The following is a 22,273-nucleotide window of genomic DNA, read 5'->3' as shown; positions in this document are numbered from 1 at the left end:
TGACAGGCATAGTCTGTATCATGACCCGCTAGAATTTGAAAAATGAGTTGGATAACAATCATTGTGTCTGAGTAAAGAGGGGAATGGCGTTGATCATTAGTGACTAAATATTTGGAAATTAACTCAGCCAGCTTCAAGACCTCAAACAATTCTTTAAAGAGAATCAGTCCGCCATAATTCGTTAGATTTCCTCCCTCAAAAGAAAAATTCTTGTTTTTAGCATTATTATTTGTTAGACTGAACATGTGGATTTCCTTTCTTTTTGTGGTTTTGCTTTCACTTATATCATAAAGGGGAAATCCTTTTTTGTCTAGTCGAATGTTTCACCCAATGGGTGAAAAGCAGAACCTTCCAGAAACCCTGTGATCAATACGGTTTCTGGAAGGTTTTTAAGTTAGGTATGAATAATTTGGGATTTAGGTTAATGTCCCAATCTCCAAATAATTCCTCTTGAGATTCAAAAGTCGCTAACTTACTGTCTGGTTTTAAAATTCGCTGGAAGACAAGGAGTTTTAATGCTTTTGTCAAATCAAATTTGGCATTTGTTTTTAGTTGCTTCATAAAATTAGGAAGCCGTAACTCTTCAAAAATGTCAACGAAGACCATCCAGCCATAAGATTTGTCTGGTTCATTCATGGGAGCAAGTAGATCATAGGTAACTTGGATAGTTTTTTCTGGATTTAAAAGGCCAGCTTTAGCCTCCTTCTTCAGTCGATCCAAGATACCTGGTTCGCTTTCCTCCATTTCATCAAGCAGACCGTATTTGTGAAGTATTCTTTGTTTTACTTTCCCGTCCTTACGATATCCTTCAACAAGATAAACGTGAGTCCGACCTTCTTTGTTAGTAGTCGTTTTAATAAAAGCCATATTTCCATTATATCATGCACAACCATATACAACAAGAGTTTTGTGCAAAAAATATTGAAAAAATACAGTTCTATCAAGCGGTTGAGCTGGATTGCTTACAACACAAAGTGATAAACTCGGGATTATAGCGAATACAGGGTATAGTTTCAAGCTTTTTGAGGTCTATCTGTGGTATACTAAGGTGGAATGGAGGATTATATGATGATCGAATCTCTAGGCCAAGTCATGGTCTATGTGAATGATATTGCTGGCGCTGCCAAGTTTTGGAAGGAGCAAGTTGGCTTCGAATTAGTAGAGCGTCAAGAAAATATGGGCATGGTGTCTTATTTAGTAGCGCCAAAGAAAGATAGCCAGGTGAAGATTGTCCTTCAGGACAAGGCCAAGGTAGCTGAATTGAGCCCGGAGTTGGATTTGGCGACACCATCCTTTTTGATGGAAACTTCTGACCTGGATGGTACCTACCAATATATGCTAGATATGGGCGTATTGGTCATGCCAATAGTAGACTTAGGCTTTATGCGGGTCTTTAATTTTTCCGATTTAGAAGAAAATTATTTTGCAATTCGTGAGGTGAAGAAATGATTAAAGGGATTGAAGTTTATTTAGTGACAGATGGAAATGGCCAAGAGGCTGTTGAGTTTTACAAGGGAGTGTTAGGTGCTGAGCTTGCGAGCTTGACACTCTGGGGCGATGCCATTCCTGATGTAGCGGAAGAGCATAAGGATTTAGTCTTGAATGCGCAACTGGTGGTGGACGGGATTCGTCTGCAAATCTCTGACGAAAGCCCAGAATATACCTACAACCCTGGTCGCAACGTGGTTCCAACCCTTATCGTAGACTCTGCGGAAGCTGCTCAAAAGCTCTACGATGCCCTTAAAGAAGAGGCACAAGAGGTGACACTGGAATTGCAAGAAACCTTCTGGTCACCAGCTTATGCCAACTTAATTGATAAATACGGTATTAACTGGCAGATTTCTGCAGAAGTTGAGGCTTAATATGGTTAGTCTCGCTGAACGTTATGCCGATTATCCGGTCCAGCCCTTTATCTCGGAGCAACAAGCTCAAGACCATGCTAGCGGCCAGGTAGCGCCAGCGGTACCTCGTAAGAATATGGAACCCCTCGAGGGAGATATTTTGGCTGGTGATGTCATTTTACTCTGGCGGATTGCCTTGGGAACTTTCACGACAGAATCTGTTTTTCCAAAGTATTTTGAATACACTTATGGAATCGATGCACCTCGGAACTTGAAAGATTTGGAGGAACGGGACCTGGTTCGTAAGCAAAGTGCGCGTGAATCCTTGGCTCATATTAATGCTGGGCAGAAGAAATCGATTCTAAAAAACCAAGGTGTTAAAGGTTTTTCTAAAATGAAAGCGGCTGAACTGGATCAGGCACTTCTGAGCCAGGTAGACGAATCTGCCTTGGAAGCCAGTTTTGACATTCGTGGCTATGTTTTGACACCAGAGGGCCAGGCCCTGTTTGAACTACATCCTCAGGTATTAGATCGTCACCCTAAGAAGATGTAGGGAAGAGTGAGGTAGATATGAAAAAGAAATTTTATAAGGTCATGTTTGGAACTCTGCTCACAGGAGTTGGATTTTGGTTGGGCTATCAATTGGCGGCAATGGTAGCTCAGATTCCATCCCAGTCAATGTTTGAAAATGAATTTGTAAATTTCGGTTTCATCTACCTCCTTTTCTTTTTCCTTTTTCTTGTGGCTATCTTTATCCATGAATTGGGACACTATATTGGTGGTCGCTTGTCTAGGTATCGTTTGATTTCCTTTCGTGTGGGAAGTTGGGTCTTAGTCCGCTGGGATGAAGGCTTGTTTTGGAAACGATTTACTCTTCACGGCACTTTGGGACAATGTTTGATGGCACCGCCAAGTTCAGATTCTAATCAAGTTCCAGTTCTTCTCTACAATCTTGGCGGACCTTTGATCAATCTTCTGTTTGCTCCCTTGATTGTTCTAGGGCTAAAGATGGACCCATCATGGTGGAGTCTCTCCCTCTTCTTATTTGGAGGGCTTAATCTGCTACTCTCTCTAGGTAATGGAATCCCTTTTAAAGGAAAAATTATCTCTAATGATGGGATGAATGCTTGGGAATTGTATCATAGCCCCGCTGCACGAGAGGCCTTTGTCAAACAGATGCTAATAACAGAAGGACTAACGAGAGGTCGTCGGTTAAAAGATTTACCGGTAGAATTGTTTCATTTGAAGAGTCCAGTAGAGGAGGGGAACTCTTTTGTTTCGATGATGAACTATTATTGGGCTTCTTACCTTCTGGATAAAGGGGCTTATAGGGAAGGAAGAGGAATTTTAGATAAGTTAGTACTTCCTAGCGGAACCTTGCCAGGTCTTCTGAAAATCTTTAGCCGATTAGCCTTATTATTTCTAGAACTCCTCGAAAATCCTAGTCAGGTTGATCTATCTATTTTAGGAGAGAAAGAAACCAAGCAAGTGCTAAAAGCTATGAAGGATTATCCGTCTATACTTTCGATCCAGTATTCCATTGCCCGTCTTCGAAATCAGGATCAAGCAGAGGCAGATGCCATTCGTCATCAACTTGAGAAAGTGATCCAGACCTATCCGACCAAGGCTGATATTGAGATGGCGTTGGAGGATGTGGACATGGTTGATCGAATTGCGGCTGGGGAAGATGTTGCGAGCCTATTTTCATAAGAAAAATCAAGGTGGAAACGGAGGTTTTCATCTTGTTTTTTAGAATAGTGTGGTAGAATTATCTTGAGTAATGAAAATAACAGGTCTATAGATCCGATAGTGTTTCTTTCAATATTCAGTTTAGGAGGAGTGCTGATGAAAAAGGTGATGAAAATTCCAAGCTATTTAAAATTAGTTTGTGTTGGGATGTCTACTATAGTGCTACCAACTTTTTTTTCAGAATCAAGATATTCCGAGGATTAAAACAGATAAACTAACTGCAGGTCAGCGAGTTCAATTAGACTATTTACGCTCTTTAAATGAAATCAAGAAGGAGGCGGTCTCTTTTGACTACAAACAAGAATGATTTAGAAAAAGTAGACGACCTTGTTGATTTGGTAGAGAAGTTACCTGATGAAGAAAGACAGATTGTTTTACAAAAATTAGAAATATATCAGGGAGATTTACCTCATCCTGAAATCTTAGAAGGCTACAATAATTTATTTCCAGAAGCTGCAAAACTGATCATCGAGAATGGGGTAGCAGAATCGGAACATAGAAGAAAAATGGAAGAGAAATATCTTTCTGGAAATATTGCAGCTCATAAGTTCGGTCAAGTGTTAGGTTTCATTGTAGCATTGTTAATTATTGCTTGTGGAACCTTTTTGATATTTACGGGTCATTCTATTGCAGGTTCTATTATGACTGGAACGACTGCTCTAGGTGTTATACTCTTTTAGTTTATCTTTTATTACTGTGTTAGCTCGTCTTGCCGTACTTTAGTACTGCCTGCGACTCGCTGCCTTGTACTAAAAGCAAACTAAAAGACTATATAGGACTTTTTGCAAATAATTCTAAACATACTTAGCTGAATGAATGGACTTTCCCCTCCTTAAGGAGGGCTTTTTTGGGAATCGGTTTAGTTTCTTTCTCAAGTCAATTCCAGACTTTGCAAACAATGTTCCGTTTTGGTGGATTTTTATCAAAAATATTAATGAACTTTGAATTTATGAATGCTTATTTCATAAGCTTCTTAGCTTTTATGTTTTTATTTTTATCATTTCGTGGTAGAATAACTTATATTTATATTTTTAGGAGAAAAACTCATGGAAGATCCTAGCAGTCAGAATCTGATGTTTCAGATTGTATTGCTTTTTGTCTTGACTTTTTTAAATGCCTTTTTTTCAGCCTCTGAGATGGCCATGGTGTCCTTGAACCGGTCACGTGTGGAGCAGAAGGCGGAAGAAGGGGACCGGGCTTATCAACGCTTGTTGAAAGTATTAGAAGAGCCGAATAATTTCCTATCCACTATTCAGGTTGGGATTACCCTCATTAACATCTTGGCCGGTGCGAGCTTGGCGGATACCTTGGGGCGCATGTTTGCGACTTGGATGGGTGGTAGTGAGACGGCTTATGCGGCGGGAAGTTTTCTGGCCTTGGCGCTCTTGACCTATATCTCAATTGTGCTTGGGGAATTGTATCCTAAGCGAATTGCCCTTAACTTGAAAGAATCCTTGGCTGTCCGCACGGCTCCGATTATTCTTTTTTTGGGAAAAATTGTAAGTCCCTTCGTTTGGTTGCTTTCGGCTTCCACCAATCTGCTGAGTCGTTTGACGCCGATGGAGTTTGATGATGCAGATGAAAAAATGACGCGAGATGAGATTGAATACATGCTCTCGAAAAGTGAGGAGAGCTTGGATGCGGAAGAATTGGAGATGCTTCAGGGAGTCTTTACCCTTGATGAATTGATGGCGCGTGAATTGATGGTGCCGCGGACGGATGCCTTCATGGTGGATATTAAGAATCCAAGTGAGGAAAATATCCAAGCCATTTTAAAACAAAACTTCTCTCGGATTCCTGTTTACGAAGATGATAAGGACAATGTGATCGGAATCTTGCACACCAAGCGGATTTTGACCGAGGCCTTCACCTCTGGTTTTGAAAATTTGTCATTACGAAAGATTTTACAGGAACCACTATTTGTGCCCGAAACCATGTTCGTGGATGACCTCTTGACCTCCTTGCGGAATACGCAAAACCAGATGGCCATCTTGTTGGATGAATATGGGGGCGTAGCAGGTCTGGTTACCCTAGAGGATCTCTTGGAAGAGATTGTTGGGGAAATCGAGGATGAAACCGATAAGGCTGAATTAGAAGTTCGAGAATTGATGGATGGAAGTTTCATCGTCCTTGGTGCAATGACCTTGAACGATTTTAATGAGTACTTTAATGTTGAATTGGAGAGTGATGATGTCGATACCATTGCCGGTTACTACATTACGAGCCTAGGAAGCATCCCAGCAGAAGGGGAACGTCTTTCCGTTGACCTGGAGTCAAATGGTTATCGCTTGTCCATGCGCAATGACAAAGTTAAAAAAGGTCGGGTCACCAAACTTCGTCTACATCTGAAAAAAATAGAAGAAGATCAGGAATCAGAAGAAACGAATTCCAAATAACAAGGAAATCTCCAGGAAAAACACCTAGTCAGCTGCTGGAAAGGTAGCTTGATTCTAGGTGTTTTTTTGACTGATGAATCCACCATAGTGCCTTCGATCTTTGATAGTATACTCTTTTAGACTCATTGGATTTCAATAAGCTCAAAATCTCTCACAGAGATTTTGAGCTGTCTACGACTCGCTGCCTTTTACTAAAAGTAAAGTAAAAGACTATAAAAGACGCTACATTGTGAGTTTCCTATTTGATAAAAACAGAGGTTGAACTTTAGTGAGAAGTTGGAAGCTCCTCCATATTTCTTGTGTTAAAAGGGACTTGGGCTTTAGGTGAGTGAAGAATGTGTATTTGCATGGATTCTATTTTCATGTACTATCATGAAAAATGAGGACATTTTTCCAAAAAAGTGCTATACTATAGAAAGTAAAACGCTTACAGGAGGGCTGTTATGGGAGAAGGAATCGATTATGGGAGCGTGACTGGATATGTTCATTCAACAGAGAGTTTTGGTGCTGTAGATGGACCTGGAATTCGTTTTATTATTTTTTTACAAGGTTGCAAAATGCGGTGCCAGTATTGCCATAATCCTGATACCTGGGCGATGGAGAATAATCAGGCCCAGACACGTACGGTAGACGATATACTTCAAGAAGCCCTACGTTATAAAGGCTATTGGGGGAAAAATGGAGGGATTACCGTTAGTGGTGGAGAAGCTCTTCTCCAAATTGATTTTCTAATTGCACTATTTAATAAGGCTAAGGAATTTGGAATTCATACAACACTTGATACCTGTGGTCTGACCTTTCGCAATGATTCCAAGTATCTGGTCGTTTTTGATCAACTCTTGGAAGTAACAGATTTGGTTCTTTTAGATTTAAAAGAAATCAATGAAGAGAGACACAAATGGGTCACCAGCCAGAGTAATCGCAGTATTTTGGCTTGTGCACAGTATCTATCTGATAAGGGGATTCCTGTATGGATTCGGCATGTTTTAGTACCAGGTTTAACCGACCGAGATGATGATTTGGAGGAACTTGGTAAATTTGTAAAAACCCTAAAAAATGTCGATAAATTTGAAATTCTACCTTACCATACCATGGGAGAATTTAAGTGGGAGAAATTGGGAATTGATTACCCTCTTAAAGGCGTCAAACCACCTACGAAAGAACGAGTTGAGAATGCTAAAAAGCTGATGGATACAGAATCTTACACAGACTACCTAAAACGAATTCAAAGAGGATAATTCCTAGTTTCTTCTGTGGTAGAAGACCCGGCTTTGTGTTAAAATGGTAAATGAAAATTGGAAAAGAGGTAGAATCATGTCAAAAATCTTGGTTTTTGGTCATCAAAACCCTGATACAGATGCGATTGCATCATCATATGCTTATGCTTACTTGGCTCGCCAAGCTCATGGTTTGGAAACAGAAGCGGTTATTTTGGGACAACCAAATGAAGAAACACGCTTTGTCCTAGACTATTTTGGCGTTGAGACTCCACGTGAAATTCAGTCTCTTGCCAATGAAGGGATTGAGCAAGTCATCTTGACTGACCACAATGAATTCCAACAATCTGCGGAAGGAATCCGTGATGTTGAAGTGTTTGGTGTTGTAGACCATCACCGTGTGGCCAACTTTGAAACTGCGAACCCTCTATTTATGCGTTTGGAGCCAGTTGGATCTGCATCTTCAATTGTCTACCGCATGTTTAAAGAAAATCAGGTTGCAGTTCCAAAGGAAATTGCAGGACTGATGCTTTCAGGCTTGATTTCAGACACACTTTTGTTGAAATCTCCAACAACACATGTAACAGACATTCCATTGGCTACTGAATTGGCAGAACTCGCAGGTGTTGAGCTAGAGGTTTATGGACTTGAAATGTTGAAAGCTGGTACCAATCTCTCCAGCAAATCTGCAGCAGAACTAATTGATATTGATGCGAAGAGCTTTGAATTGGGGGGAAATACTGTTCGCGTAGCTCAGGTCAATACAGTTGATATCGCTGAAATTTTGGAACGACAGGGAGAAATTGAAGAAGCAATACAGGATGCAATGGCTGCAAAAGGCTACTCTGATTTTGTCTTGATGATCACAGATATTGTCAATTCCAATTCTGAAATTTTAACCTTTGGTGCTAACTCAGATAAGGTTGAAGCAGCTTTTGGTTTCAAGTTGGAAGACCACCATGCCTTCTTGCCTGGTGCAGTATCTCGTAAAAAACAAGTTGTTCCGCAACTGACAGCTGCTTTTGCGAATTAACACAAGAATAAAAGCAGAAATCATACTCGAGAAAATCAAAGGTTAAACTGAGAACAGTTATGAGATTTGTGAAGAGTGTAAATGTGAGGAAGGTAGGTCTAGGGGGGATCTACCTTCTTTCGCTCATTCATAATCATTCAAATTTTAATCCTGACATCGTCCGGTCTCATAGTCTTGTTTCGTCATTTTTGAAATTTCACGAGTATATTGTTTTGAGGTTTCCTAGGTCAAAAAATGTAAAGGGTTTGTATGAAATCATTCGGTGAAGTATTTAAACAATTCCGGCAGTCACGAGGCTTGTCCTTGCGTTCGATTTCCAATAAAGATTTATCGGTCTCCCAGTTGTCTCGTTTTGAAAATGGGCAGTCCGACTTAACCATTTCAAAATTTAAAATTGCCCTGGATGAGATCAATATGCCCATGTCTGAGTTCACCTATGCTGTTCAGGACTTTAAACGAGACGAGTTGCAGGACCTTATTCACAAGATGGATTTATATGTTCTACGCAACGATGTGGTAAGTATGCGACACCTTCTGGAAACTAGGCCCGTCAAACCCAAACTTCGAAGGCTTTTTCATGAACTAAACACCATCATTATAAAGATTAAATTGGAAGAGATGACAGGGGACGCAATTGTTTCGGAGCATGATCTTAGTGTCTTAACGGATTATTTGATTGGAGTGGAGTACTGGGGTTACTATGAACTCTTACTCTTCATGCATTCGATGCACCGTTTTCGTCACAGTCTTTTTATGACTCTCACCAAGGAGATGATGTCGCGCTCGGAATTCTATAAAGAGCTTCCTTTGAATCGTCGGATGATTAATTATTTGGTATTGGAAGCATTTGTCCTTGCTTGTGAGAGGCAGGAACTTATCGATGCCCATTACTACCGGAAGTTCATTCGAAATAATCAGTTTGAAGAACGCGATATCTTTGAGCGTTTGGTCTACCAGTATGCAGAGGGGATGTTTGAATTTTTCTTTCATGATGAACGAAAGGGATTGATGCTGATGGAAAAGGTTATTGAGATTTTTCGTGATACAGGAAGTATCCATTTAGCCCAGTCTTATCAAGCAAGAGTTGATGCTGCGATTAAGATAAAGGCTAATAATCACTAAAGTGTCAAGGACAGGCAGAAAAGGAACCGATTTCGGTTCCTTTTTGATGTTATAAGTAGTTTTGGACAACCTGGGGATCGCCAGGGTAAGGGATTTTTTCTCCTTGGACGATTTGGAAAGCATCGGCCCCTTTCCCAGCAATGATGATAGCATCATCAGGTTTGTAGGACTGCTTCAATATTGTTTGTATAGCCAGTTCTCTATCGGGGATGATGTGGACTGGACGGTGGATGTAGCTAGCGATTTCTTGGGAAATAGCCTCTGGATCTTCATAGTTGGGATCATCAGCGGTTAGGTAGACTTCTACACTTGGATAGTCATTTAGGAGCAAACCGAAGTCCTTTCGGCGACTCTCTCCTTTGTTACCGGTTGCTCCTAGGACGAGAGCGATTTTACCGGTTTGATAGTGGGCCACCGTATCGATTAATTTTTTCAGACTATCGCCATTGTGGGCATAGTCAATAAAAATTTTAGCTCCAGAAGGATGCGAAAGGACTTCCATACGTCCGTCAACCTTGGTGTGGGCAATTCCTGCTTTAATGGCAGCGGGTCTGGCTCCGAGTCGGTGGCAGGCTAGGGCTGCGGCTAGGGCATTTTCTTGGTTAAAGTCGCCAATTAGTTGAATGGCGTAGTCACCTGCTAAGGGGCCGGTGAGTTGAAAATGAAAGGCGCTGGACTGACTGATAGAATTGGGGCTACCGGCGCCATAGGCCGTGTGAGCTTTATCCGCAATTGAGTCGAGGAGGAAGTCAATGTGATTCATTTGCTGATTCAATATCACATAACGACTATTGGCTAATAATTGGCGCTTATGATAGAAATAATCTTCATAAGTAGGGTGTTCGATCGGGCCGATATGATCGGGGCTGATGTTGAGAAAAACACCGACATCAAAAGTAAGGCCGTAGACCCGTTTCACCAGGTAAGCCTGACTGGAGACTTCCATAATAAAGTGGGTTCGCCCGTTCTTGACCGCTTGAGCCATCATGGCAAAGAGGTCCAAACTTTCAGGTGTTGTCAATTGGGATTTAAAGAAGGTTGTGCCATCTAAAGTGGAGTTCATAGTGGACAACATAGCTGGTTTAGCTTCTTCTTTTAAAATGTTAAAAGCAAAATAAGCGGCTGTTGTTTTTCCCTTGGTTCCGGTAAAGGCTAAGAGTTTTAGCTTCCTTTCGGGATGGTCGTAAAAGGCCATAGCCACTAGGCTCATAGCTTGCTTAATGTCATTAACCAGGATTACGGGGATGGATACTTGGTAGTCTACTTCACTGACATAGTATTTTAGCCCTTGTTGGATTGCGGTTTCCAAGTATTCAGCTTTGAATTGATGGCCTTTGGCAAAGAACAGTGTTTGCTCAGATACCTCGCGACTATCATAGCTTAGTTCTCGGAAATCCCAAGTTTCTCCCTGATAGTAGTAATGATCGTCTTTAACAATGGCACGGAAGTTGTGATCCTCTTTAAGGATTTGTAATGCGGTTTCAAGTTTCATCATAGCTTTATTGTAACCCTTCCGCCAAGCTTTTACAAGTCAAACGCCATTGGGATTTTTTAGCTAAAATCTTGGAGGGATAAGGGCTTCGTGCTATAATAGTGGTAGGATTTTCGAAATATTTAAAGGGGAATAGAATGAATGACCAACAATCGCGTCAGCAAGAGTTGATGCTTAAGGGCGCTGCTTGGATGACGGCTAGCAACTTGATCAGTCGTCTCCTGGGCGCTCTCTATATTATTCCTTGGTATGGCTGGATGGGGCAGCATGCAGCAGAAGCCAACGGTCTTTTTACCATGGGCTACAATATCTACGCTTGGTTTCTCTTGATCTCTACAGCAGGCCTACCGGTTGCCATTTCCAAGCAGATTGCAAAATACAATACCATGGGAGAAGAGAGCAAGGCCTTTGCTTTGATCAATCGATTCCTGAAGTTGATGCTGGTACTGGGAATTGTATTTGCGGCAATCATGTATATTGCTGCTCCACTTTTTGCTTCTGGTTCGGGAGTAGGAGCTGAATTGATCCCTGTTATGCAAAGTCTAGCTTGGGCAGTGTTGATTTTTCCAGTCATGAGTATCATTCGCGGAGTATTTCAAGGCTACAATAATATGCGGCCATTCGCTATGAGTCAGATAGCTGAGCAGGTGGCGCGTGTCATTTGGATGCTACTAGCTACCTTTCTCATTATGCAGATGGGGAACCAAGACTATGTTGCCGCCGTTACTCAGTCCACCTTTGCCGCCTTTATCGGGATGATTGCCTCCATGGCACTTCTCATTTTTACCTTAAATCATGAGGGGCTCTTACGTCCTATTCTGGCAGCCTCTGGTCAAGAGCTGGAAGGTGGTACCGAATTGGTAATCGAAACGCTCAAGGAAGCAGTGCCCTTTATCATCACGGGATCAGCCATCCAACTTTTCCAGATTATCGATCAAATGACTTTTATCAATGTTTCTCGCTGGTTTACCGATACCTCTGAAAAGGATCTGTTGGTCTTGTTCTCGTACTTCTCAGCCAATCCCAATAAGGTCAGTATGATCCTGATTGCCGTAGCATCCTCCATCGGTGGGGTCGGGATTCCGCTCTTGACAGAGAATTTTGTGAAAAAAGACTTTGGAGCCTCCGCTAAATTGGTTATCGATAACCTCAGTCTCCTGATGACTTTTCTTATTCCGGCGACCTTCGGTTCCTTACTCTTGAGCCAAGCTCTCTATACATTTTTCTATGGGCAACCTCAGGGCTCTTCGCTCAACCTCTTTGTCTGGGCGATGTCTTTCACAATCATTCTAGGTCTCTATACCGTATTAGCTCCAATGATCCAAGCGCTTTATGAAAATCGTTTAGCGATGCTGTATTTCGTATATGGTTTAGGACTTAAATTGGTTTTACAGATTCCATTTATTTGGCTATTCGGTTCATATGGACCTTTGTTAGCAACAGGCTTAGCATTGGTGCTCCCCTGTGTCTTGATGTACCAAACCATTCACCGGATAACGCGCTTAAATCATCAACGGCTGATGAAACGGATGTTGCTGATTACCTTGATGACAGTAGTGATGTCTGTCTTTACAGGTCTAAGTCAATTCTTACTATCTTTCGTCATCGCACCGACTAGTCGCTGGGGTAGTCTCCTTCATTTACTAGTCGTCGGAGCCATTTCCGTTTACGTTTATGCCTGGATGGCCCTCAAGTCTCATCACTTGGATCGGGTAATGGGACCACAAGCTCAACGATTACGTCAACTTCTGCGGATTTCATGATTTAAAACCAAACGTTTTGAACTAAGAAACAGGATATCTGCTTGAAATACGGATGAAGAACTCTTTTTCCTATTCAGAAGTTGGAAAAAACTTAACGTTAAATAGGAGAGTGAGACAGAACGATTTTTACAAATAAAATCGTTCGTTACAAGTCTTTGTTTCAAGTTGTAAGCTGAAACGGTTTCTCCCCAAACCGACCTCGCTCTTTTATTGTTAGGCTCGGGATTCAAACAGTCTCTTCCCAGACTGTTTGAATCCCACCCCCCGGTCTAAAGGCATGTTGAATGCCTTTAGAGTTTCTAAATGAAATGAACGAAGTTCATGTCAATGTTGATTCGGTTACTTTCGGAGGTCAACGAGTCAGGAATTGACTCTTTGAGTATCTGGATAAGAGAACATGAACTGTTCTTTCAATAAAGGCGAAAGAAAGTACCAATCAACCACTGCGTCACAGTGAATTCACTAACGAAAATAGGAAGGTTGAGACTTTTGTCTCAACCTCTTTTTTTGTAAAAAGGCTATAAATGTAAAGCTTTTCATGGTGGACTGTGATATAATGGAAAAAATTAAGAAAAGAGGAACCAAGCATGTCTAAAGTTCAAGTCATCGCGCATCCGTTGATCCAACACAAATTGTCTATTCTTCGTCGGACGGATACTTCTACCAAGGCCTTCCGAGAGTTGGTTGATGAGATTGCCATGTTGATGGGGTATGAAGTACTCCGCGACCTTCCTTTAGAAGATGTGGAAATTGAAACCCCTATTACGACAACGGTTCAGAAACAATTGGCTGGTAAGAAGCTAGCTATTGTACCAATTTTACGGGCAGGTATTGGGATGGTTGATGGTCTCTTGAGTTTGGTTCCAGCTGCTAAGGTTGGGCATATTGGGATGTACCGTGATGAGGAAACCTTGCAACCCGTAGAATACTTGGTGAAACTTCCAGAAGATATTGACCAACGACGTATTTTTGTAGTGGACCCAATGTTAGCAACAGGGGGTTCCGCTATCTTAGCCATTGATTCCTTGAAAAAACGTGGTGCCAGCAATATTACCTTTGTTTGCTTGGTTGCGGCACCTGAAGGAGTAGCTGCATTAGAAGAAGCCCATCCGGAAGTTCCAATCTTTACAGCTGCTTTGGATGAGAAGTTGAATGAGCATGGTTACATCGTTCCGGGTCTCGGAGATGCGGGTGACCGTTTGTTTGGTACCAAATAAAAGTTTTTAAGTTGACCTTTACTGACCAATTAGGTATAATAAACTCATTCCAGTAAAGAAGGAGAGTACAGAATGATTCCTGTAGTTATTGAACAAACCAGTCGTGGTGAACGTTCTTATGATATTTATTCACGTCTCTTAAAAGACCGGATTATTATGCTAACGGGTCCAGTCGAAGATAACATGGCCAATTCCGTAATTGCCCAGTTGCTTTTCTTGGACGCCCAAGATTCTACTAAAGATATTTACCTCTACGTGAACACACCAGGTGGATCTGTATCCGCTGGACTTGCCATTGTCGATACCATGAACTTTATTAAAGCAGATGTTCAGACAATTGTTATGGGGATGGCTGCGAGCATGGGAACCATCATTGCTTCTAGTGGTGCTAAGGGCAAACGCTTTATGTTGCCACATGCTGAGTACATGATTCACCAGCCAATGGGTGGTACAGGCGGCGGTACTCAACAAACAGATATGGCGATCGCTGCTGAGCACTTGCTCAAAACTCGTCATACCTTAGAAAAAATCTTGGCAGACAATTCAGGTAAACCAGTGGAACAAATTCACAAGGATGCTGAGCGTGATTATTGGATGAGTGCAGAAGAAACACTTGAATATGGTTTCATTGATGAAATCATGGCCAATAACCAGTTGCCACAAGCCTAATCAGAGCGAGGAACTAAAAGAGGTTGAGACCTGGGGTCCACCTCTTTTGTTGTACAAAGGGAGCTAGCCAAGGACTAGTAGATATGATAAAATAACAGAAGGAAACGGAAAGGAGCTGGCTATGGGATTGGAGGATCGGCGCCAGGCAATCTATGTCTACCTTTATTACAATCGGGATCGTCGCAAACTATCCTCTTGGGGAGATGTGGTTTACCATTCCCGTCGGCTGCGGTATGTCCAACTTTTTGTGCCGGTTCATCGTGTTGAAGTGACGATTCAAGAGTTGGAGCAAGAAAACTATGTGCGTCAGGTTACCAAAAGTCAATTGGCTACCCTACCTCGGAGTTTTCAAGGTATCGATTTATCAACAGAGGAGACTGAGGAATAACTCAGCCTCCTTTTCTTTTTCAAAGAAAATCCAATGAAAATCTTCATGGAAAAAATTAAAAAAAATCTTAAACTTGTATTGACAATTTTCTGACAATTCTATATATTAGACTCTATAAAAAAAGAGGAGAGGTTCTATGAAACGTAAAAGCTTAGTGGCCACAATTTTAATGGCCTTTATGACATTTTTAGCGGCTTGTACACAAGTACCGGTTGCAGATGGATCCAAAGCTAAGGGGACCGAGATTGGGGATACCATCAAAGTTGGCTTTAACTTTGAAAATACTGGAGCGGTAGCTGCCTATGGTTCTGTTGAACAAAAAGGTGCCTTGCTAGCGGTCGAGGAAATGAACGAGGCTGGTGGAATTGACGGGAAGCAAATTGAGGTCATTTCCAAGGATAATAAATCAGAAACTCAGGAAGCGGCCTCTGTTTCGACTAACCTGGCCATCCAGCAACAAGTAAATGCCATTGTTGGTCCGGCAACTTCTGGTGCGACTGCGGCGGCGATTCCGAAAGCAACCATTGCTGGTGTACCGGTGATTTCTCCAAGTGCTACTCAAGATGGTTTGACTGCAGGACAAGATTTCTTGTTCGTTGGAACCTTCCAAGATTCTTATCAAGGGCGTATCATTGCTAAATATGTTTCTGATAATTTGAATGCTAAAAAAGTAGCCCTGTTTACAGATAACTCAAGTGACTACGCTAAAGGAATTGCTAAGTCATTCAAGGAAGCCTATAAAGGTGAGATTGTTATTGAAGAAACCTTCATCGCAGGTGATACCGATTTCCAAGCTGCTTTGACTAAGATGAAGGGGCAGGACTTTGATGTTATGGTTCTCCCTGGTTACTATACCGAAGCTGGTAAAATTGTGAATCAGATGCGCGGAATGGGTCTAAATCAACCTGTAGTTGGGGGAGATGGACTGAATTCTGAAGAGTTTGTTCAACAGGCGACTGCGGCGAAAGCGAATGATATTTACTTCGTATCTGGTTTTTCTTCAACCGTTAAAACTAACGATGAAGCAGAGGCGTTCAAAGTCGCTTATAAAAAGCGCTTTAATGAAGAACCAAGTACTTTCTCAGCCTTGGCTTACGATTCTATGAAGATGATGGCCAAAGCTATGGAAGGGGCAGAGAATTCTATTCAAATTCGTGACAACCTGACCAAGATTAAAGACTACGAAGGGGTAACCGGTAAAACAAGTTTTGATGCCGATCACAATACCACTAAGTCAGCCTTTATGATGACTATGCAAAATGGTAAGGTTGAAGAAGCGGTGTCCGTTCAACCTGATTAAAAGTGGAAATCGTTTTTGTATAGTCTTTTAGTTTAGTTTTAGTACAAGGCATCGAGTCGTAGACAGTACTGAAGTACGGCAAGACGAGCTAACACAGTAATAAAAGATAAACTAAAAGATAAACTAAAAGAGTATAGTAGAATAGAGACTAATAGAATGACAAAAGTCCTCACGGTCTTGGACTAGGAGGACAGACGGTATAGAAGTATCGATCCCTTTTATTAGAAGGGAACATCTTTTTTAGGAGATTATTTCGAATGATTTTACAGCAATTATTGAATGGGCTGATCTTGGGAAGCATTTATGCGTTGCTTGCCTTGGGGTATACCATGGTATACGGGATTATCCGCTTGATCAACTTCGCCCACGGGGATGTGTACATGATGGGAGCCTTCATGGGTTATTTCTTGATTAACACCCTCCGTTTGAATTTCTTTGTAGCCCTTTTATTGGCCATGGTCGGAACGGCTGCTCTCGGGGTTTTGATTGAGTTTCTGGCTTATCGACCCTTGCGACAATCCACTCGGATTGCAGCTTTGATTACCGCTATCGGGGTATCCTTCCTTTTAGAATATGGAATGGTTTTCTTCTTTGGTGCTAATCCACGTCCTTTCCCACAAGTTATCGATACTGTCCGCTTTGACTTGGGGCCTGTATCTATTACAAACATTCAGTTGTTGATTCTAGGAGTGTCCATTTTCTTGATGGTTGTACTTCAATTGATTGTCAAAAGGACAAAGATGGGGAAAGCCATGCGGGCTGTTTCCGTGGACAGTGATGCGGCTCAGTTGATGGGGATTAATGTAAACCGCACCATCAGTTTCACCTTTGCGCTTGGTTCAGCTCTCGCTGGAGCAGCGGGTGTCTTGATTGCCCTTTACTATAACTCATTGGACCCGTTGATGGGGATGACGCCTGGTTTGAAATCCTTTGTTGCGGCGGTTCTTGGTGGTATCGGAATTATTCCTGGGGCAGCATTAGGTGGATTTGTTATCGGTATTCTTGAAACAGCGGCAACGGCTCTTGGATTCTCTGACTTCCGTGATGCGATTGTGTATGGAGTATTGATTTTGATTCTCCTAGTTCGTCCAAGTGGTATTCTTGGTAAAAATGTGAAGGAGAAGGTCTAGTCATGCAAAAAAATCTAAAGGAAAATATGATTTGGGCAGCTTTGCTGATTGCTGGCTATGCCCTGGTTACGCTTTTGGTAGAGACGAATGTTCTCAATCTCTACTATCAAATGATTTTCCAGCAAATTGGAATTAATATTATTTTGGCTGTGGGACTCAATTTGATTGTTGGTTTCTCAGGTCAGTTCTCTTTAGGACATGCTGGTTTTATGGCGATTGGAGCTTATGCAACCGCCATTATCGGGAAACAATTGCCGACCTATGGTGGTTTCCTTGTTTCTGTACTTGCGGGGATGGCCGTAGCAGGTGTTGTAGCACTCTTGGTCGGAATTCCTACCCTTCGTTTGAAAGGGGATTACTTAGCTATTGCTACCCTTGGGGTTGCAGAAATTATTCGGATCATCATCGTCAATGGTGGTGAGGTGACCAATGGTGCTGCTGGTATTTTGGGAATTCCTGCTTTTACAACCTGGCAAATGGTCTATGTCTTAGCCGCATTGACAACCATTGTGACCTTAAACTACTTGCGAAGTCCAATTGGTCGTCAGACACTTGCGGTTCGTGAGGATGAGATTGCTGCGGAATCCGTTGGGATTAATACCACCAACATTAAGATAATGGCCTTTGTTTTCGGTGCTATCACTGCAAGTATTGCAGGCTCCCTTCATGCTGGTTTTGTTGGTTCCGTTGTTCCACGCGATTTCGCATTCACGAACTCTATCAATATCCTGATTATTGTCGTATTCGGTGGTTTGGGATCTATGACTGGTACCATTGTTGCTGCAGTTGTCTTGGGACTCTTAAACATGTTATTGCAAGACGTTGCAAGTATCCGGATGATTGTTTACTCATTAGCCCTTATCCTTGTGATGATTTTCCGTCCAGGTGGTCTTTTGGGGACTTGGGAATTTAGTTTGAAGAATCTTTTGTCAAAATCAAAAAAGGAGGTTAAGTCCTAATGGCATTATTAGAAGTTAAACACTTGACAAAACATTTCGGCGGTTTAACGGCTGTTGGCGATGTAACCTTGGAATTGGACAAGGGCGAATTGGTGGGTCTGATTGGTCCTAACGGGGCAGGTAAATCGACCCTCTTCAACCTATTGACGGGAGTTTACGAACCAAGTGAAGGAACCATTACCTTGGATGGGAATGAGTTAAATGGGAAAGAGCCTTACACGATTGCTGGGCTAGGTCTTGGTCGTACTTTCCAGAACATCCGGTTATTCAAAGATTTGACGGTTCTTGATAACGTTCTTATCGCTTTTGGCAATCACCAAAATCCACATGTCTTTGCCAGCCTCTTCCGCCTTCCTCTCTACTATAAAAAAGAAGAAGAGTACAAGAAAAAGGCTATGGATCTTTTGAAAATTTTCTCATTGGAGGAGTATGCGGATACCTTGGCGAAAAATTTGGCTTATGGGCAACAACGGCTCTTGGAAATTGTTCGGGCCTTGGCGACTGAGCCAAAAATTCTCTTCTTGGATGAGCCAGCTGCTGGGATGAACCCGCAGGAGACAGCAGAATTGACGGCTTTGATCCGTAAAATTAAAGAAGAGTTTAACATTACGGTTATGTTGATTGAGCATGATATGAGCTTGGTTATGGAAGTAACTGAACGCATTTATGTACTGGAATATGGTCGCTTGATTGCCCATGGAACACCAGAAGAAATTCGCACCAACAAGCGCGTGATTGAAGCTTACTTGGGAGGAGAAGCCTAATGTCAATGTTACAAGTTGAAAATCTATCCATTCATTACGGGATGATTGAAGCGGTCCATGATGTCAGCTTTGAAGTGGCGGAAGGGGAAGTTGTGTCCTTGATTGGAGCCAACGGGGCTGGAAAAACCAGTATCCTTCGCACCATTTCAGGTTTGGTTCGCCCGAGTCAAGGACGGATTCTGTTCCAAGGCCAGGAGATTCAAAAACAGGCTGCACAAAATATCGTTGCTTCTGGCTTGTCTCAAGTACCAGAAGGCCGCCACGTATTCCCTGGTCTAACGGTTATGGAAAACCTAGAAATGGGAGCCTTTCTAAAAAAAGATCGAGAAGAAAATGCTCGAAACCTCAAGAAGATTTTTGAGCGTTTCCCACGTTTGGAAGAACGTAAAGGACAAGATGCTGCGACTCTTTCAGGTGGTGAGCAGCAGATGTTGGCCATGGGACGGGCCCTTATGTCAACTCCAAAACTTTTACTCTTGGACGAGCCATCAATGGGACTTGCTCCAATCTTCATCAATGAAATTTTTGAGATCATTAAAGATATCCAAGCTCAAGGTACAACCGTTCTTTTGATTGAGCAAAATGCCAATAAGGCTCTTGCCATCTCGAATCGCGGTTATGTGTTGGAAAATGGTAAAATTGTATTATCTGGTACTGGTCAAGAACTTCTAACCTCAGAAGAAGTCCGCAAGGCCTACCTTGGTGGATAATGGTTTAAGGAAAGGAAAAAAACATGGCTGTTAAAGAATTTATGACAAAACGTGTGGTCTTTATTGATCCAGATACATCCATTGCACATGCGGCAGACTTGATGCGGGAACAAAATCTCCACCGTCTACCAGTTATGGACAATGACAAACTGGTCGGCTTGGTAACAGAAGGTACAATTGCAGAAGCGACTCCTTCCAAAGCAACCACCTTGTCTATTTACGAAATGAACTACCTTCTCAACAAAACCAAAGTCAAAGATGTTATGGTACGTGATGTCTTTACCCTGGATGAAGATGCAAGCTTAGAAGATGCGGTTTACTTAATGTTTAAACACAAGGTTGGTATTCTTCCAGTTATGAAAGGGGACGAGCTTCGTGGCGTCATCACTGACCGTGATATCTTTAAAGCTTTCTTGGAGGTAACTGGCTATGGGGCACCTGGTACTCGTGTTCGGGTGCGGACAACCAACCAAGTTGGCGTTTTGGAAAGTGCGGTTCACGCAGTAGTCGAACGGGATTTGAACATCGATAATGTTGTGAATATCCCTAATGCAGATGGTTCTGTAACCATTGAGTTGCAACTGGAAGGTCAGACTGATCACGATCAACTTCGGGAAGAACTTGAAAAACAAGGTTTGCAGGTAGACTATATCAAGGAAACCACGGCTAAAGCCTTCTAATTGAATCTTTCAGTTTCCACACGCTCCCAAGTGTTTTAGTAAGTTATGGGAAGCTTTTGATTTTAAAAGTAAATGAAAACTCCTTGGAGATTTCCTGAGCTACACTAGTTTGGGAACATCCAAGGAGTTTTTTATACTCTTTTAGTTTATCTTTTATTACTGTGTTAGCTCGTCTTGCCGTACTTCAGTACTGTCTACGACTCGCTGCCTTGTACTAAAAGCAAACTAAAAGACTATACTGGACCGGAGTTGGATTTAGCTAGTGTCAAATTTCTGGAAAACAGGTATAATAGAAGGAAGAAATGAGGGAACTATGAAAAAAGGATTTTTGATTTCCATCGAAGGGCCAGATGGGTCGGGCAAATCCACTTTAATCCAGGAGTTAGCCCAGTTTTACAATGAAAAAGGCGTCGAGGTTGTCGTTACCAGGGAGCCTGGTGGTGTTCGGATTGCCGAGCAGATTCGACAGATTATTCTCGATCCTGACCATATGGAGATGGACGAAAAAACGGAGCTTTTACTTTACATCGCCAGTCGCCGCCAACACTTGGTGGAAAAAGTTTTACCGGCCCTCGAACGGGGAGCTTTGGTATTGATGGATCGCTTTATTGATTCGTCAGTGGCCTACCAAGGTTACGGGAGAGGCTTGGATTTGGAAGCCATTCATTGGTTAAATCAGTTTGCGACCGATGGAAAAAAGCCAGATTTGACCTTGTTACTGGATTTGCCAGCTTCTGAAGGATTGGCCCGGATTCAGGCAAGTCGCTCCGATGATGTGGACCGGCTTGATCAGGAAGATTTGTCCTGGCATGAGCAGGTGCGCCAAGGCTACTTGGCCATTGCTAAGAATGATCCAGTGCGTTTTGTTCAAATAGATGCTAGCCAAGAATTTCAAAAGGTTTTAGCAGATGCCTTGGATATTGTGATAGAAAGTTGGTCTCTATGACTGGCCTGCATCTACGTTTACAGGAGACTCAGCCTGTCTTACTGCAACGGTTTCAACGCATGATTCAGGCGGGTAAAATGAGCCACGCCTACCTCTTTACCGGAGCTGCAGAGCGGTTGGATATGACTCTCTATCTCTGCCAAGCCCTCTTTTGCGATGAACCTCTTCAGGGGCTTCCTTGTGGCCAATGTCGCTCCTGTCGCTTGGTGGAGAGTCAGACATTCCCTGACATTCATCTGGTTGAGCCTGTGAATCGGATGATTCGAACGGAACAAGTCAGGGATATCTTGACCCAGGTTTCACAATCTGGTATCGAAGGGGAAGCCCAGGTCTTTGTGTTTGAAGATGCAGAGACCATGCATCTAAATGGAGCCAATGCCCTTCTAAAATCAATGGAGGAACCGACTGGTCGCCAGTATTTTTTCTTCTTAAGTCAGTCCTCAGAAAAGATTTTACCGACGATTCGAAGTCGAAGTCAGTATGTCTATTTTCCTGAGACCGGGCAGCATTTTCAAAAAGAGTTAGAGCGAACAGGTTTATTGAAAACACAGGCTCAGTTTTTAGACCACCTGCTGCAGGGGAGGAAAAATCTTTTAGATACGATTGGACAGGCTTGGTGTCTGGAATTGGAACGCCAGGTTTTTACTTGGCTACAGCGGTTTTTAGCCGGTGACATAAAATCTTTTGTGGCCTTATCCGGTCTGGTTAGTCTTGCCGATGACAAGGACAAGCAGGGTTTGCTTTTAGATACGATTGAGATTCTATTAGGACAGGAAGTACCTGCTCGAAAGCGTCTATCCCTACTCGAAGATTTGATGGAAGCTCGAAGAGCCTGGCAGGCCAATGTTCCCTTGCTGACAAGTCTGGAACGTTTTAGTTTAAAGAATTTGTAAGAAC

General features: G+C 42.3%; 22 protein-coding genes and 2 pseudogenes. 21 read left to right on the top strand and 3 right to left on the bottom strand.

Features of this window, described 5'->3' with window-relative positions; genetic code table 11:
• Together I2503_RS03200 and I2503_RS03195 are read right to left on the bottom strand one after the other, a co-directional pair.
• Window positions 1-245 (bottom strand): transposase (locus I2503_RS03200; protein WP_196966995.1); only part of this gene is annotated, 245 nt, incomplete at its 3' end.
• Window positions 246-414: 169 nt separating this feature from the next.
• Window positions 415-867, bottom strand: a pseudogene (locus I2503_RS03195) (IS1634 family transposase); the annotation flags it as partial.
• Between the two features lie 201 nt (window positions 868-1,068).
• On the opposite strand from I2503_RS03195, the gene I2503_RS03190 reads away from it, so the two are divergent.
• The 9 genes from I2503_RS03190 to I2503_RS03150 all read left to right on the top strand — a co-directional run bounded on the left by I2503_RS03190 (window position 1,069) and on the right by I2503_RS03150 (window position 9,358).
• Entirely contained in the window at window positions 1,069-1,449 is a 381-nt protein-coding gene (locus I2503_RS03190) for a VOC family protein (RefSeq protein WP_196091903.1), read from the top strand.
• Window positions 1,446-1,862, top strand: coding sequence for a VOC family protein (locus I2503_RS03185; protein ID WP_196966994.1), 417 nt, complete (start codon window positions 1,446-1,448; stop codon window positions 1,860-1,862). The genes I2503_RS03190 and I2503_RS03185 overlap by 4 nt, the downstream gene beginning before the upstream one ends.
• A 1-nt stretch (window position 1,863) precedes the next feature.
• Window positions 1,864-2,394 (top strand): hypothetical protein, encoded by a 531-nt coding sequence (locus I2503_RS03180; RefSeq protein WP_196091897.1) that lies wholly within the window; start codon window positions 1,864-1,866, stop codon window positions 2,392-2,394.
• A 17-nt stretch (window positions 2,395-2,411) separates the two neighbouring features.
• Window positions 2,412-3,551, top strand: a complete 1,140-nt coding sequence (locus I2503_RS03175) for a hypothetical protein (protein ID WP_196966993.1) — start codon at window positions 2,412-2,414, stop codon at window positions 3,549-3,551.
• Window positions 3,552-3,877: 326 nt separating this feature from the next.
• Window positions 3,878-4,270, top strand: a complete 393-nt coding sequence (locus I2503_RS03170; RefSeq protein ID WP_247644672.1) for a DUF2335 domain-containing protein — start codon at window positions 3,878-3,880, stop codon at window positions 4,268-4,270.
• 366 nt (window positions 4,271-4,636) lie between these two features.
• Entirely contained in the window at window positions 4,637-5,986 is a 1,350-nt protein-coding gene (locus tag I2503_RS03165; protein ID WP_196966992.1) for a hemolysin family protein, read from the top strand.
• 443 nt (window positions 5,987-6,429) lie between these two features.
• Complete coding sequence (gene pflA, locus I2503_RS03160) at window positions 6,430-7,224, top strand: pyruvate formate-lyase-activating protein (protein ID WP_196966991.1); 795 nt, start codon at window positions 6,430-6,432, stop codon at window positions 7,222-7,224.
• A gap of 76 nt (window positions 7,225-7,300) precedes the next feature.
• Window positions 7,301-8,236, top strand: a complete 936-nt coding sequence (locus I2503_RS03155; protein ID WP_196966990.1) for a manganese-dependent inorganic pyrophosphatase — start codon at window positions 7,301-7,303, stop codon at window positions 8,234-8,236.
• 249 nt (window positions 8,237-8,485) lie between these two features.
• Window positions 8,486-9,358, top strand: coding sequence for an Rgg/GadR/MutR family transcriptional regulator (locus I2503_RS03150; protein WP_196966989.1), 873 nt, complete (start codon window positions 8,486-8,488; stop codon window positions 9,356-9,358).
• Window positions 9,359-9,407: 49 nt separating this feature from the next.
• Here the strand turns inward: I2503_RS03150 and I2503_RS03145 are convergent, their stop codons facing one another.
• Complete coding sequence (locus I2503_RS03145) at window positions 9,408-10,853, bottom strand: UDP-N-acetylmuramoyl-L-alanyl-D-glutamate--L-lysine ligase (RefSeq protein WP_196966988.1); 1,446 nt, start codon at window positions 10,851-10,853, stop codon at window positions 9,408-9,410.
• A gap of 134 nt (window positions 10,854-10,987) precedes the next feature.
• Here I2503_RS03145 and I2503_RS03140 point away from each other — a divergent pair, with 134 nt between their 5' ends.
• The 12 genes and pseudogenes from I2503_RS03140 to I2503_RS03085 all read left to right on the top strand — a co-directional run bounded on the left by I2503_RS03140 (window position 10,988) and on the right by I2503_RS03085 (window position 22,269).
• Window positions 10,988-12,613: a polysaccharide biosynthesis protein gene (locus I2503_RS03140; protein ID WP_196966987.1), complete on the top strand. Its 1,626-nt coding sequence runs from the start codon at window positions 10,988-10,990 to the stop codon at window positions 12,611-12,613.
• A gap of 587 nt (window positions 12,614-13,200) precedes the next feature.
• Window positions 13,201-13,830, top strand: coding sequence for a uracil phosphoribosyltransferase (upp, locus tag I2503_RS03135; RefSeq protein WP_196091698.1), 630 nt, complete (start codon window positions 13,201-13,203; stop codon window positions 13,828-13,830).
• Window positions 13,831-13,899: 69 nt separating this feature from the next.
• Window positions 13,900-14,499: pseudogene (locus tag I2503_RS03130) on the top strand (ATP-dependent Clp protease proteolytic subunit); the annotation flags it as partial.
• Window positions 14,500-14,620: 121 nt separating this feature from the next.
• Window positions 14,621-14,887 (top strand): DUF2129 domain-containing protein, encoded by a 267-nt coding sequence (locus tag I2503_RS03125; protein WP_196966985.1) that lies wholly within the window; start codon window positions 14,621-14,623, stop codon window positions 14,885-14,887.
• A 136-nt stretch (window positions 14,888-15,023) separates the two neighbouring features.
• Window positions 15,024-16,187: an ABC transporter substrate-binding protein gene (locus I2503_RS03120; protein WP_196966984.1), complete on the top strand. Its 1,164-nt coding sequence runs from the start codon at window positions 15,024-15,026 to the stop codon at window positions 16,185-16,187.
• A 260-nt stretch (window positions 16,188-16,447) separates the two neighbouring features.
• Window positions 16,448-17,317 (top strand): branched-chain amino acid ABC transporter permease, encoded by an 870-nt coding sequence (locus I2503_RS03115; protein ID WP_196091728.1) that lies wholly within the window; start codon window positions 16,448-16,450, stop codon window positions 17,315-17,317.
• Between the two features lie 2 nt (window positions 17,318-17,319).
• Window positions 17,320-18,276, top strand: a complete 957-nt coding sequence (locus I2503_RS03110) for a branched-chain amino acid ABC transporter permease (protein ID WP_196966983.1) — start codon at window positions 17,320-17,322, stop codon at window positions 18,274-18,276.
• Window positions 18,276-19,040, top strand: coding sequence for an ABC transporter ATP-binding protein (locus tag I2503_RS03105; protein ID WP_196966982.1), 765 nt, complete (start codon window positions 18,276-18,278; stop codon window positions 19,038-19,040). Before I2503_RS03110 ends, I2503_RS03105 begins: the two co-directional genes overlap by 1 nt.
• Window positions 19,040-19,750, top strand: coding sequence for an ABC transporter ATP-binding protein (locus I2503_RS03100; protein WP_196091703.1), 711 nt, complete (start codon window positions 19,040-19,042; stop codon window positions 19,748-19,750). Before I2503_RS03105 ends, I2503_RS03100 begins: the two co-directional genes overlap by 1 nt.
• Window positions 19,751-19,773: 23 nt before the next feature.
• The gene (locus I2503_RS03095) at window positions 19,774-20,430 is read left to right on the top strand and encodes a CBS domain-containing protein (protein ID WP_196091704.1); all 657 of its coding nucleotides are present in this window, start codon (window positions 19,774-19,776) and stop codon (window positions 20,428-20,430) included.
• 313 nt (window positions 20,431-20,743) lie between these two features.
• Window positions 20,744-21,376 carry a dTMP kinase gene (gene tmk, locus I2503_RS03090; protein ID WP_196966981.1) on the top strand — a complete coding sequence of 211 codons (633 nt, stop codon included), beginning with the start codon at window positions 20,744-20,746 and terminating at the stop codon, window positions 21,374-21,376.
• Entirely contained in the window at window positions 21,373-22,269 is an 897-nt protein-coding gene (locus I2503_RS03085) for a DNA polymerase III subunit delta' (protein WP_196966980.1), read from the top strand. The genes tmk and I2503_RS03085 overlap by 4 nt, the downstream gene beginning before the upstream one ends.
• Window positions 22,270-22,273: the final 4 nt, after the last annotated feature.

It is taken from the genome of Streptococcus sp. NLN64, from assembly GCF_015831295.1.
GTDB lineage: Bacteria > Bacillota > Bacilli > Lactobacillales > Streptococcaceae > Streptococcus.
The sequence above is the reverse complement of the archived record's forward strand: the minus strand, read 5'-3'. Positions and strand labels throughout refer to the sequence as shown.